Raw genomic sequence first — 13,726 nt, forward strand, 5'->3', positions numbered from 1 at the left:
GTTTTTATAGCAGGTGCTGTACTTATAATTTACGGTTACCTGGCTACCGATACTTTTTTTACCATAAACATTCACGACAGTTACTATGTAATAGCATATCGGCATTTAGGAATGTTTATAATACTACTTCTGATTTTAATTTATTTAATAAACAGGCTATTTAAACAAATAAAGAATAAATAGCAGCCCCTTTTTATGGGAAATTTTATGATATTGCGTAAATTGCGGGCTTAAAATTGAATATTATTCATAATGGAACAAGCTAAACCATATACTCCTAAAAATAAAGTAAGAATTGTAACGGCAGCATCGCTTTTTGACGGACATGATGCAGCTATAAACATCATGCGTCGTATTATACAATCAACAGGTGTTGAGGTAATACACCTAGGGCATGACCGTAGTGTGGAAGAAGTAGTAAATACTGCTATACAGGAAGATGCAAATGCTATCGCCATGACTTCTTATCAAGGTGGGCATACGGAATACTTTAAGTATATGTACGACTTACTTAAAGAAAAAGGAGCAAGCCACATCAAAATATTTGGTGGTGGTGGCGGTGTAATACTACCGGAAGAAATAAAAGAACTTCATGAGTATGGTATTACCCGTATCTATTCGCCGGATGATGGCCGTGAGCTTGGGCTGCAAGGTATGATAAACGACCTTGTACAGCAGGCAGATTACCCTATAGGGGACAATCTTAATGACGAAATTAATCATTTAGAAGATAAAACGCCTACAGCTATTGCAAGAGTAATATCAGCAGCAGAGAATTTCCCTGAAACAGCGAAGGATGTACTGGATACTATCCACAAAAAGAATGAAGATTCAAAAATACCTGTATTAGGTATAACCGGTACAGGTGGGGCAGGTAAATCATCGTTAGTTGATGAATTAGTGCGTCGTTTCCTTATTGATTTCCCTGAAAAAACAATAGGACTTATTTCGGTAGACCCTTCTAAACGTAAAACAGGCGGTGCATTATTGGGTGACCGTATCCGTATGAATGCCATTAATAACCCAAGGGTTTATATGCGTTCATTAGCTACAAGGCAAAGTAATCTGGCACTTTCTAAATATGTAGCAGAAGCCATACAAGTGCTTAAAGCTGCAAAATATGACCTTATAATTCTTGAAACATCGGGTATTGGGCAAAGTGATACCGAGATATTAGACCATTCTGATGTTTCATTATATGTAATGACACCTGAATTTGGTGCAGCTACACAGTTAGAGAAAATCGATATGCTTGATTTTGCCGACCTTGTAGCAATAAATAAATTTGACAAACGCGGTTCGCTAGATGCGTTACGTGATGTAAAAAAACAATACCAACGTAACCACCAGCTTTGGGATGCCAATCCTGATGATTTACCGGTTTTTGGTACTATAGCATCGCAGTTTAACGACCCCGGTATGAATACGCTTTATAAGCGTATAATGGATAAATTGGTAGAAAAAACAGAGACGGAACTGGAATCTACCTTTGAAATTACTCGTGAAATGAGCGAGAAAATATTTGTAATTCCTCCAAACCGTACGCGTTACCTAAGTGAAATTGCAGAAAATAACCGAGGCTATGACGAAACAGCTAAAACACAGCAGGAAGTAGCGCAAAAACTTTACGGTATATTCAAAACAATAGAATCGGTATCAGGAAAAATGCCTGTACTTACTAAGTTTGGTCTTGAAGCGGATAATGATTGGGAGAATAATGATTTCTTAAAACTACTTGTTGCAGAGTTTGACCGAGTGAAAATGGATTTAGACCCATACAATTGGGAAATAATCCTTACTTGGGATGAAAAAGTAAACAAATACAAAAGCCCTGTTTATACTTTTAAAGTAAGGGATAAAGAAATAAATATAAAAACACATACCGAGTCACTTTCGCACTCGCAAATACCAAAGGTAGCCTTACCAAAGTATGAAGCGTGGGGAGACATTTTAAGATGGTGTTTACAGGAGAATGTTCCCGGAGAATTCCCGTTTGCTTCCGGATTATATCCGTTTAAGCGTGAAGGAGAAGACCCAACCCGTATGTTTGCAGGAGAAGGAGGACCGGAACGTACAAACCGTCGTTTCCACTATGTGAGTTTGGGTATGCCTGCAAAACGTTTATCTACAGCGTTTGACAGCGTAACCCTTTACGGTAACGACCCTGATTTCCGCCCGGATATTTACGGTAAAATTGGTAATGCAGGGGTTTCAATCTGTTGTTTGGATGATGCCAAAAAACTATACTCAGGTTTTGATTTAGCCCACCCTATGACATCAGTGAGTATGACGATAAACGGTCCTGCACCAATGCTGTTAGGCTTCTTTATGAATGCTGCTATAGACCAGCAATGTGAACTTTACATTAAAGAGCACGGACTGGAAAAAGAGGTAGAAGCCAAGATTGAAAAAATATACAAAGAAAAAGGGACTGAACGCCCAAGATATAATGGGCCACTACCGGAAGGTAACAACGGTTTAGGGTTAATGCTGCTCGGTGTTACAGGTGATTTAGTATTACCTGAAGATGTGTATAACGAAATAAAAGTACGTACACTAAGCCAAGTACGTGGTACAGTACAAGCCGATATATTAAAAGAAGACCAGGCACAGAACACATGTATTTTCTCTACGGAGTTTGCCCTTCGATTAATGGGGGATGTACAGGAGTATTTTATTCAGAATAAAGTAAGAAACTTCTATTCGGTTTCTATTTCAGGATACCATATTGCAGAGGCGGGAGCTAACCCGATTACACAGCTTGCGTTTACACTAGCTAACGGTTTCACATACGTGGAATACTACCTGAGCAGAGGTATGGATATTAACGATTTTGGTCCTAACCTTTCTTTCTTCTTTAGTAATGGTATAGACCCTGAATATGCTGTAATTGGTAGAGTAGCACGTAAAATATGGGCTAAAGCATTAAAGAATAAATACGGTGCAAATGTAAGGGCGCAGATGTTAAAATATCACATACAAACATCAGGTCGTTCGCTGCATGCACAGGAAATTGACTTTAATGATATCCGTACTACGTTACAGGCACTATATGCTATATATGATAATTGTAACTCACTGCATACTAACGCTTACGATGAGGCAATTACTACCCCTACAGAAGAAAGTGTACGCCGAGCTATGGCAATTCAGTTGATTATTAATAAAGAGCTAGGTCTTGCTAAGAATGAGAATCCAATACAAGGTTCATTTATTATAGAAGAGTTAACTGATCTTGTTGAAGAGGCTGTATTAACAGAGTTTGACCGTATTACCGAGCGTGGAGGTGTACTTGGTGCAATGGAAACCATGTATCAACGTAGTAAAATACAGGAAGAGAGTTTATATTACGAAACCTTGAAACATACAGGTGAGTTCCCAATTATCGGGGTAAATACCTTCCTGAGCTCAAAAGGTTCGCCAACGGTTGTACCTGCTGAGGTTATACGTGCTACGGAAGAAGAAAAGCAGTTCCAGATTAAAACACTGGAAAAACTGCATACTACTTATGCTAAAGCTGTTGAAGAACAAATAGGTAATGTACAGGAAGCTGCTATACAAAACGAAAATATATTTGAACACTTAATGGAAGCTACTAAGGTATGTTCATTAGGACAAATTACTTCGGCATTGTTTGAAGTAGGAGGACAGTACAGAAGAAATATGTAAAATGCTTACAGGTATAAAACAAAAAAGCCTTCCTGCTGGGGAAGGCTTTTTTGTTTTAGAATAATTACTAGAAAATTTTATACCCTAGTATTATATCAAATGTCTTTAGTTCGGAGTCCCAATAATTATAGTTTTTTAATATATCTTTAACTATATGAAAGCGACCTTCTATACTAAAGTTTTTATATGCGAAACCTGTACCAAAAGCAAAGGTAGTTGTTCTTTCATTACCTATAGGCAATTCTAAAATAGTTTCACGGTTATTGATGGCTGTATATTCCAGTTTTGAAGAGCTTAGAGAAATGGTGTAATTTACAATTGGATTTATATAAAATTTAGTATCAGTATTTAAGTAGAAATAATATCGTATACCAAGAGGAAGTTCAATATTATGATATTTAACAGAGAAATCAGATCTGCTATTAGAGCCATCTCCATTAAATGAGTAATAATTTGGATTTAGAAAAATAGCCCATTTATTCTTGTTAAAAGGCATTATATATTCTACCTCAGTACCTATTCTAAAAGATGTTTTATTGCCAAAGTCGAAAGTTCCGTAACTTATAACATTGTTATTAACCGTAAGTGAAGAAGGAACTAAACCTGCAGTAATTTTCACATTAAGACTACCGCTAAATTCCTTTTTAGATAAGTTTTTAGCTTTATCACCATTATATTCTAAAAAAAGCTTTGTTAAGGAGTTCTTTTTGTATGAAATATACTCAAATCTGCTTTTAGAGTTAATTCTATCTTTCATTAAATTATACAGTTGCTGTCGATAGTGATTATTTTTACGGATACCATCAATCACTTTATATTCCCTGTACATTAATTGCTCTGCTTTTTCGTGTGTATCGGTGCTAAAAAAGTACTTTTTAATATTACTGTCTTGATATTCATATAAGTTAATATCTCCCTCTACCAATACTTTTAAGAAAATAGTTTCAGTAGCCCATTCCGGGTTAGGACTTTCACTTAATTGATTCATTAATGTACTTGACTTGTCTATTGCTACAGTAAAGCGTTTAAACTTAGCTTCATTACTTATATAGAACTCTTTAACCTCTTCAATAGTCTTAATTTCTTCACTACTATTTTCATTAAATTTATATCTAAACTGTTCAGAGTTATTTTGCCATGCTCCACTTCTTATCAGGCACTCTGTTTTATTATTGTTGTTGTCAATGTAATATCCTTGATTATAAGTTGTTTGTGCTAATGCAATAGAATGAATAGCGATAAATAGGAACAGGAATAATTTTTTCATAATTAGTTTTATGGAGTGTATATATTTAAGCACTGCGAAAATAAAAATGATTTTTTAAATTAAAGTATTCTTTTTTCATAATTCACAACCCATCCCTAAAACATTACAGTTCAGTATTGTTTTTTATGTCGCGCTGTAATCCTTGTGCATCTTTGCCTTGTAAAAACAAACCAACCAAAGGCATGAAAGCACTATTTACATTCACAGTTTTAGTATTAACATATTTTACAGCTAATGCACAACATGTAATCAGCGGAAAGATAACTGACGGTAAAGGCAACCCGCTTATGGCAGCCAATATTTACCTTGATGGTACTTATGACGGCGCAACCTCAGGAGAAGATGGAAGTTTCTCATTTGAAACTGCCGAAACAGGAAATCAGGTATTGGTAATTTCGTTTATTTCTTTTGAAGATGTACGACAGCCGATAGTAGTTGAAAGTTATAAAGCGCAAACATTTAAAATGCGAGAAAGTGTAAACACTCTTGATGCAGTAGTACTTTCTGCCGGAACGTTTGAAGCTGGAGATAATGCAAAAGTAAATGCTTTAAAACCACTTGATATTGTAACTACAGCAGGCTCTATGGGAGATATAGTGTCAGCATTGCAAACCTTACCGGGTACAAATACTGTAGGTGAAAGTGGAAGGCTTTTCGTTAGGGGTGGAGAAGCTGACGAAACGCAAACTTTTATTGATGGTATAAGGGTGGCGCAACCTTATGGTGCAACGGCAAACAACTTACCTACACGCGGACGTTTTTCTCCGTTTTTGTTTAAGGGAATGACTTTTTCTACTGGTGGGTATTCGGCAGAATATGGTGAGGCTTTATCCAGCGTACTGTTATTAAAAACAATTGATGAACCTACACAGAACCAAACTGATATTTCTTTAATGACATTGGGGCTTGGTTTGGGTAATACAAAAATGTGGGATAATAGCTCATTAAGTTTTAATCTGTCGTATATTAACTTAGAGCCTTATCAGGAATTAATACCTCAAAATATTACATGGAATAAACCCTATCAGTCTTTAGCAGGGGAATCAGTATACCGTTATAAATTTACTAGTGGATTATTAAAAGTTTATGCAGCTTTTGACTATGCTGATTTTAGTATAAATCAGGAGGATGTAAATTTTGAAGAACCTGTGCGTACCGGTATTGATAATAATAACTTTTATACCAATGCATCATACAACGGTATGTTACCTAACCAATGGGTTATTCATACAGGGTTTAGTTACGGGTATAGCCATAATGATATAGGAATAAATGGTGTTGATGTAAAAAACAGAGAGCACAGTTCGCATATTAAATTAAAGTTTAAAAAGAAAATTACTAACCGTTTTAAACTGTCTTTTGGTAGTGATTATTTTTTAACGGACTTTAATGAGGATTATAACGACCCAAATATTTTTTCATTCAACAGTGAGTACAATAATTCTATAAGTGCCGTATATGCTGAAGCCGATATATTCTTTTCGAAAGATTTAGCTTTAAAAGCAGGGTGGAGAAATTCTTATTCCGAGATAGTAGATAATACTACCATTGAGCCAAGAGTGTCTTTAGCCTATAAAGCAGGTAAAAAAGGACAGTTTTCTTTAGCGTATGGTGATTTTTACCAAACTCCTAAACAAGATTACCTTAAATATTACAGTACACCTGATTACGAAAAAACATCACATTACATAGCTAATTACATGTATAATAACGAAGGTAAAGTTTTTAGGGCAGAGGCTTATTATAAAGATTATAAAGACCTGATAAAATACGACACGCAATCGCCACAATACAACAGTACTTATAACAATTTAGGAGAGGGGTATGCCCAAGGCGTAGATTTATTCTGGAGAGATGAAAAATCTATAAAGAATATGCAATATTGGGTGTCATACTCTTTTATAGATAGTGAACGTGATTATAAAAATTATGAATATCAGGTAACCCCATCATACATTGCAAAGCATAACTTTTCGATAGTTACAAAGTACTGGATAAATGATTTAAAATCACAGTTGGGGGTAACATACTCGTTCAACTCAGGGAGACCGTATGATAACCCGAATGAAAGTACATTTATGAACAGTCAAACCAAAGCATATAATAACCTTAGCCTTAGTTGGGCATGGTTATTAAGTCAGCAAAAAATACTATTCTTTTCGGTATCTAATGTTATGGGGAGTGATAATGTGTTTGGTTATAACTATGCAAATACCCCTAATGCTAACGGGCAGTATATGAGGCAGGCAATTACACAACCGGCAGACAGGTTCTTTTTTGTTGGTTTCTTCTGGACAATTAGCACTGATAAGAAAACCAATCAGTTGGATAACCTATAATTTTATACTACAAATTGGTCAACTATTTGTTTACAACTGGTAACATAATTACCGCCAAAAGCCCAGGCATGGAAAAGCAAGGGGTAAAGCTGTGCATAAGGTAAACGTTTTTCCCATCCTTTTTCCAGAACATAGGTATTATTATAAGCTGCATAAAATTCAGGAGAAAATCCGCCAAACAGCTTACTCATAGCAATATCCATTTCCCGGTGTCCATAATAAATGGCAGGGTCTATTAAAGCCGCATCCCCTGATTTGGTAATTATGAAATTGCCACTCCATAAGTCACCATGTAATAGTGCCGGCTGTTCAACAGGGAATATATTATTTAGTTCTTTGCAGAAGTTTTCGGCAGCTTTTACAGTATTGGTGTCAATTTTACCCTGTTGGTAGATTAATTTTATCATGGGCATAATACGGTGCAGTCCGTAAAACTCACCCCAGTTTTTGTTTAGTGTATTTTGCTGTATATAAGTACCTAAATAATTATCTTCTGCAAAACCAAAAGATTTTTCAGATTGCTTATGCATAAAAGCCAGCTTTTCTCCAAAGTTTTGCCACGTATTTTTTTCGGGTTTGCCTTCTTCAATCCATTCTAAAAGTAAATATTGGCTTTCTTCATTATTTCCGTAACCTATTACTTTAGGGATATAAAATGTTGAGGTTTCCTGAAGCGTTTTTAAACCATTGGCTTCTTTTTCAAAAAGTTGAGGATATTTGTGAGTATCGTTTACCTTTAAAAAATAATTACCCTTAGTAGTATCTATCAAATAAGCAGAGTTAATACTGCCACCATGTACAGTGCTTAGGTTGTTCACTTTAAAATCAAAGTCGTTTTCCAGTATATTAACTAGTTGCATAATATGGTTTTATTATTCCTTACTAACAAATCTAATTAAAAAACACAATTCGTCATGTAAAACTAACAGTTCAGTAATACACTTTTTATTAGGTGCTTAATACTTACAATATTTGTACTGTTAAAAAAAGAAAAACAATTTTTAAATTTACAGAGATATGATACGATTATTTACAGCATTAGCAATATTAGTTTGTGGTATAATAACCGCCCAAACAAAATATGAAGCAGGAATGGAAAAAGCCTTTGCTTTATGGAGCGAAGACAAACCAACAGAAGCTGTAGCACTTTTTGAAAGAATAGGTGCTGCGGAAAAAGATAACTGGTTACCGTATTATTATATAGCTTTAGCTAATACTACCGAGGCTTTTACAACAAAAGACAAAGAGAAAATAACAGGGTTATTAAACAAAGCGCAAGAGGCACAGGACAAAGCCACTATGCTGTCGCCTGATAATGCAGAGCTTTTGGTAATGCAGGCAATGATACACACAGCTTGGATAGCCTATGACCCTATGACGAATGGTATGAAACTATCAGGTATTGTAAACCAAATTTATGAAAAAGCACTAAAACTGGCTCCTAACAACCCAAGGGTTGTGTTTTGTAAAGCAGAGTTTGAATTGGGAGGAGCGAAATATTTCGGTACGGATACCGCTCCTATATGTGAGCAGATAAAGAAATCCCTTGTGTTATTTGAAAATTTTGAACCGGAATCGCCTTTTCATCCAAAATGGGGACTTGACAGAGCAAAAGCTATAGCAGCGACTTGTAACGAAGAATAAAAACAAAACAAATGATTAAAGCATTATATAAAAACCTTTTTAAAGCTATAGGACTCGGTTTTATAATTTTTATAGTACTTGTAGTAATGAAGGTTGCAGCGGGTGAAGAAGTAAGCTGGAGTAAGCATGTTGTACCGGGGTTCTTTATGACAATGCTTTATACATTATCGCTATATTCTGCAAATACAATGGTGTTTGCAGGAACAGAAATATTGTTTAAAGAAAAACGTGTATTACCGGTAGTACGAATAGCGGTAGGTTTTCTTGCTTCGTTCATTATTTCAGTAATTATAGTAATTCTTCTTAGAGTTTTTGAAGATATTATTATTGAAGGCGAAAGCTGGCAGGAGTTTATATCGGAAGAGAGTATCTCCATGTACTATATCCCGGTAATTATAACACTTATTATGAGTGTACTGGGGCATGTGTTTTACTTTTATAAAAAAAATCAGGAGAATAGGGTAAAACAACAAAAAATAATAGCGGGTACTGCCTCAGCAAAGTTTGAGTCATTAAAAAACCAGATAGACCCTCACTTTTTGTTTAACAGTCTTAATGTATTAACATCATTAATTGAAGAAGATACCGATGGAGCCCAACGCTTTACAACATCGCTTTCTAAAATATACCGATATGTACTGGAACAGCGCGATAAAGAGCTTGTAAGTATAGAAGAAGAACTAGCATTTGCAAAGACATATATGAGCCTGCTTAAAATGAGGTTTGAAAACAGTATTTTCTTTGAAATGCCGGAGGAGGTTATAAACCCAGAAGCCAAAGTAGTTCCGCTATCGTTACAGTTGTTGTTAGAAAATACCATAAAACATAACGTAGTAAGCGATAAAAAACCACTGCACATAAAAATATTTGAAGAAGGTGGTTACTTAGTAGTACAAAACGACTATAGGAAGAAAGAGGTATTAAGAGACAGGAAAGGGGTAGGCTTGCAAAATATTATAAGCCGTTATGCAATATTAACAGATAAGCAGGTAGCAATACAGCAGACAGAAAAATATTTTACTGTAAGGCTGCCCATACTTACTAAACAAGTTACAATAATGGAAGAGCCAACGTATGCAGATAAAGAGAACAGTTACTATAAAGCCCAAAAAAGAGTAGAAGAAATAAAAGGCTTTTACGGTCACTTAACATCATACATTACAGTAATGACAGGGTTAATGGTTTTAAATCTTGTTACATCGCCCCATAGTATTTGGTTTATATATCCTGCAATGGGTTGGGGTATAGGTGTATTAATACACGGAGCCACGGTATTTAAATATATGCCGTTTTTGGGGAACGATTGGGAAGAACGAAAAATCAAGCAGTTTTTAGATAAAGAAAAAGAGAATAGTAATAAGTGGAATTAAAAAATGGAAAAAGATTTTAATAAACACGCATATAATAAGGCTGTTGAAAGAATAAAAACGATAAAAGGTTTTTACTTTAACTTACTTATATATATAGTTACAAACGCCATACTTATATATATAAACCTTAAATACAGTCCGCAATTTCAGTGGTTTTGGTACTCTGTGGTTTCATGGGGAGCAGGGCTTTTAATATACGGTATAAAAGCATATGGCTATATGCCGTTTATGGGTAAAAGCTGGGAAGAAAAAAAGCTGAAAGAACTACTGGGAGAAGAAGATAAAAACACGCCCAACACTACAGCAGAGCCAATAAGCAAAGCAATGCAGTACGATAGAGTGAAAAATAAAGTACGTACTTTAAGAAACTTCTACAGGCACCTTACTGCCTATGTAATAGTAATTATTATTCTGGCAGTACTGTTATGGGTAGGTATAAAAGAAGAAAATGATGTATTTGTATACATAGCATACGGTACTGCATTCGGTTGGACTATAGGTCTTATTATTCATTTTTTTAAACTGTACAGCAGCTCACTATTTATGGGGAAAGGCTGGGAGCAGCGAAAAATTGAAGAATTAGTACAAAAAGAGCAAATCAACAATAAAAAAAACTAAATAATTATAGTTATGGAAGATGATTTTGACCGTAAGGAAGCATATAAAAGAGCCGAAAAAAGAGTAAAAGAAATAAAAGCTTTTTACATTCATTTAGCTTGTTATTGTATAGTTACTCCATTAATTATTTATATAAATCTGGAGTTTTCTCCGCACTATTACTGGTTTGTATATTCAGTTGTAGGTTGGGGTATAGGTATCCTAATGCATGCTTTAGCTACTTTTGTAATAAACAATAAGCGCTGGGAAGAAAGAAAAATAAAAGAATTAATGGAGAAAGAATATGAAAGAAAAACAAAATATGAATAAAGAGAACTCCTTTATTGAGGATTACAGATATGAAAGAGCTAAAAAAAGAGTTCGAAGTATAAAAGGCTTTTATATTCACCTTTTAGTATATGTGTTATTCAATTCAGTAAGTTTAATAATAAAATGGGTAAGCAAAGATTCAGTAGATGATTTTTTAACCATTAATACTTTTGGGACTCCAATTTTCTGGGGCTTTGCAGTGCTTTTTCATGCTATTGGAGTTTTTGCTTCTACGTTGTTTTTAGGGAATAACTGGGAAGATAAAAAACTTAGAGAATTTATGCAGGACGAGGAAGATAAATCAAGTAAATGGGAGTAATAAAACTTCATTATAAATTATAAACGTAACCAACTTACCAACTATGAATGTTATAATTATTGAAGACGAGAAACCGGCAGCAAGACTTTTACAACGTAAATTAAAAAAGCAGGATATAGAAGCGGAAACGCTTTTACACTCTGTTGAAGAAGCTATAAATTGGTTCCAAAACAACCCGCATCCTGATTTAATATTTTTAGATATTCAGCTTTCTGACGGGCTTTCGTTTGAAATATTTGATGAGGTTACTATAAACAGTGCCATTATTTTTACAACAGCTTATGATGAATATGCACTGCGCGCATTTAAATTAAATAGTATAGATTACTTATTAAAGCCTATAGATGAAGATGATTTAACGGTAGCTATTAATAAGTATAAAGAGAACAGACCACAACCGCAGAACCTGTCAATGGATTTTGAACAGATAAAGCGTATGCTGGTAAACCCAATTGATAAAAGCTATAAAAAGCGATTTACTATAAAAATGGGTCAACGCCTTAAAGTGGTGAATGTTGATGATGCCGAATGTTTTTTTAGTGAAAATAAAGGGACTTATATTCATACAACCGAGGGTAGGGATTACCTTTTAGATACTACTTTGGAGCAGCTGGAAGGAGAATTAGATCCCGATAAGTTTTACAGAGTAAGCCGAAAGTATATTGTTAATATAGAAACAATACAGGATATAGTTGTATATACAAACTCCCGTTTAAAAGTTATTTTACCTACTTATACTGATGAAGTTATAGTGAGTAGGGAACGTGTAAATGACTTTAGGGAATGGTTGGGCAACTAGCAATAAAAAACTGTTTTATAAACCATGTATTTCTTAGAGTGAATAGCATGCAGGTTTATAAAACAGTCTTAAAAAGTGGTTTTACCTAAAAACAGATTATTCAAAAGTAGACATTATCTCTTTTTTTGTTTTACCTAATTTTTTTTGTAGGCGTCCCCACATTTCATCTTCTTTACCTTCTTCATAGGTTAAATCATCCTCAGTAAGTTCTCCGTATTCTTGTTTAAGTTTTCCTTTAAACTCGTTCCAGTTTCCTTTAAATTCTTCTTGATTTGGCATGGTGTATAATGTTTTTTAGTTTTTATTACATTATAAAATTACCACTCCAAATGCAAAATTACTGTCAAAACAGTGCTAAGGTTATCACAAAGTTTATTTACTGATTCTGTGCAATGTATATGTCATTGCAGTAAGTAAAAAGAATGCTACTACCTGGTGTGCCAACCCTAACCATAGCGGAACCCTTAACAATAAAGTAAATACCCCTAGAGCAAACTGTATAAATACAATTACTACAAGTGCGTTAAGTCCGTTTTTCTGCTGTACATCAAGAGCGAATTTTTTACCTTTGAAGTATAAAAATAAAATCATACCTACTACAACATAAGCCATAGTACGGTGTACAAACTGCACCCCACTTTGTCCTTCAACCAAGGCAAGCGGTAATGAACTTTTTTCTATAAAAATACTGTCGTGCATAAACTGCCCATCACTCATTAAAGGCCAATGGTTATGTATAAGCCCCGCATTAAGCCCGGCAACAAAACCTCCGTATATAATTTGCAGTAATAATAGTATTAGCGCAATACGTGCAATTTTCTTTAAAGGTATAATAGGGTTTTTGCGTTCAGGGTAAATTAAATCTAAAGCTACCCAAAGGGTATAAGCAAAGGTTACAAAAGCAAAGGTAAGGTGTAACGATAACCTGAAGTGGCTTACATCAGGATGGTCCACCAAACCGCTTTTTACCATAAACCATCCGAAAAAGCCCTGTAAAGCTCCCATACCTAAAAGGATGAGGCACTTACCAATAGTAGCTTTATCCAGTTTTTTACGAATAAGGAAATAAATAAAAGGTATGATGAATACAATACCAATTACACGGCCTATAAGGCGGTGAAACCATTCCCAAAAGTATATGAACTTATAGTCCTCAAGAGTAAAATCATTATGGATGTTGATTTTTTGGTATTCAGGGAACTTTTTATACTCTTCAAAAGCCTCACTCCATTTCTCTTCACTCATAGGGGGGAAGGTATCGGTAACCAAATGCCAGTCCGTCATCGATAGACCGGAATTTGTCAATCTAGTTATACCACCTACTACCACCATGATAAATACAAGCAGGCAACCGGAAAGTAACCAGATTATGACAGCTCTATTTTGTTTCAT

The 13,726-nt window shown here is 34.9% G+C and carries 12 protein-coding genes; 8 read left to right on the forward strand and 4 right to left on the reverse strand.

Annotated elements, in window-relative coordinates; translation table 11 throughout:
• The first annotated feature begins 252 nt into the window (after nt 1–252).
• The gene (locus IEW45_RS14065; RefSeq protein ID WP_188621907.1) at nt 253–3,669 is read left to right on the forward strand and encodes a methylmalonyl-CoA mutase family protein; all 3,417 of its coding nucleotides are present in this window, start codon (nt 253–255) and stop codon (nt 3,667–3,669) included.
• Between the two features lie 67 nt (nt 3,670–3,736).
• Here IEW45_RS14065 and IEW45_RS14070 read toward each other — a convergent pair whose 3' ends face one another.
• A complete protein-coding gene (locus IEW45_RS14070) occupies nt 3,737–4,936 on the reverse strand; it encodes a hypothetical protein (protein WP_188621908.1) in 1,200 nt (399 codons plus the stop codon).
• Nucleotides 4,937–5,118: 182 nt separating this feature from the next.
• Here IEW45_RS14070 and IEW45_RS14075 point away from each other — a divergent pair, with 182 nt between their 5' ends.
• A complete protein-coding gene (locus IEW45_RS14075) occupies nt 5,119–7,275 on the forward strand; it encodes a TonB-dependent receptor (RefSeq protein ID WP_188621909.1) in 2,157 nt (718 codons plus the stop codon).
• Nucleotides 7,276–7,277: 2 nt separating this feature from the next.
• On the opposite strand, the gene IEW45_RS14080 is transcribed toward IEW45_RS14075, so the two are convergent.
• The gene (locus IEW45_RS14080) at nt 7,278–8,135 is read right to left on the reverse strand and encodes a fructosamine kinase family protein (RefSeq protein WP_188621910.1); all 858 of its coding nucleotides are present in this window, start codon (nt 8,133–8,135) and stop codon (nt 7,278–7,280) included.
• A gap of 157 nt (nt 8,136–8,292) precedes the next feature.
• On the opposite strand from IEW45_RS14080, the gene IEW45_RS14085 reads away from it, so the two are divergent.
• The 6 genes from IEW45_RS14085 to IEW45_RS14110 are packed head-to-tail and all read left to right on the forward strand — an operon-like array spanning nt 8,293 to nt 12,334.
• On the forward strand, nt 8,293–8,919 hold the full coding sequence (locus tag IEW45_RS14085; RefSeq protein WP_188621911.1) for a tetratricopeptide repeat protein: 627 nt from the start codon (nt 8,293–8,295) through the stop codon (nt 8,917–8,919).
• Between the two features lie 11 nt (nt 8,920–8,930).
• Complete coding sequence (locus tag IEW45_RS14090; protein ID WP_188621912.1) at nt 8,931–10,289, forward strand: 2TM domain-containing protein; 1,359 nt, start codon at nt 8,931–8,933, stop codon at nt 10,287–10,289.
• A 3-nt stretch (nt 10,290–10,292) separates the two neighbouring features.
• Nucleotides 10,293–10,907 carry a 2TM domain-containing protein gene (locus IEW45_RS14095; protein WP_188621913.1) on the forward strand — a complete coding sequence of 205 codons (615 nt, stop codon included), beginning with the start codon at nt 10,293–10,295 and terminating at the stop codon, nt 10,905–10,907.
• Between the two features lie 12 nt (nt 10,908–10,919).
• Nucleotides 10,920–11,216 carry a 2TM domain-containing protein gene (locus IEW45_RS14100; RefSeq protein ID WP_188621914.1) on the forward strand — a complete coding sequence of 99 codons (297 nt, stop codon included), beginning with the start codon at nt 10,920–10,922 and terminating at the stop codon, nt 11,214–11,216.
• Nucleotides 11,209–11,535 carry a 2TM domain-containing protein gene (locus IEW45_RS14105; protein WP_229665961.1) on the forward strand — a complete coding sequence of 109 codons (327 nt, stop codon included), beginning with the start codon at nt 11,209–11,211 and terminating at the stop codon, nt 11,533–11,535. Before IEW45_RS14100 ends, IEW45_RS14105 begins: the two co-directional genes overlap by 8 nt.
• Nucleotides 11,536–11,578: 43 nt before the next feature.
• Nucleotides 11,579–12,334 (forward strand): LytR/AlgR family response regulator transcription factor, encoded by a 756-nt coding sequence (locus tag IEW45_RS14110; protein ID WP_188621916.1) that lies wholly within the window; start codon nt 11,579–11,581, stop codon nt 12,332–12,334.
• Nucleotides 12,335–12,430: 96 nt separating this feature from the next.
• Here IEW45_RS14110 and IEW45_RS14115 read toward each other — a convergent pair whose 3' ends face one another.
• Both IEW45_RS14115 and IEW45_RS14120 read right to left on the reverse strand, forming a co-directional pair.
• Entirely contained in the window at nt 12,431–12,613 is a 183-nt protein-coding gene (locus IEW45_RS14115; RefSeq protein ID WP_188621917.1) for a CsbD family protein, read from the reverse strand.
• 93 nt (nt 12,614–12,706) lie between these two features.
• Nucleotides 12,707–13,726, reverse strand: coding sequence for a COX15/CtaA family protein (locus IEW45_RS14120; protein WP_188621918.1), 1,020 nt, complete (start codon nt 13,724–13,726; stop codon nt 12,707–12,709).

Origin of the sequence: Flavobacterium suaedae (assembly GCF_014642915.1) — a bacterium.
Taxonomy (GTDB): domain Bacteria; phylum Bacteroidota; class Bacteroidia; order Flavobacteriales; family Flavobacteriaceae; genus Flavobacterium; species Flavobacterium suaedae.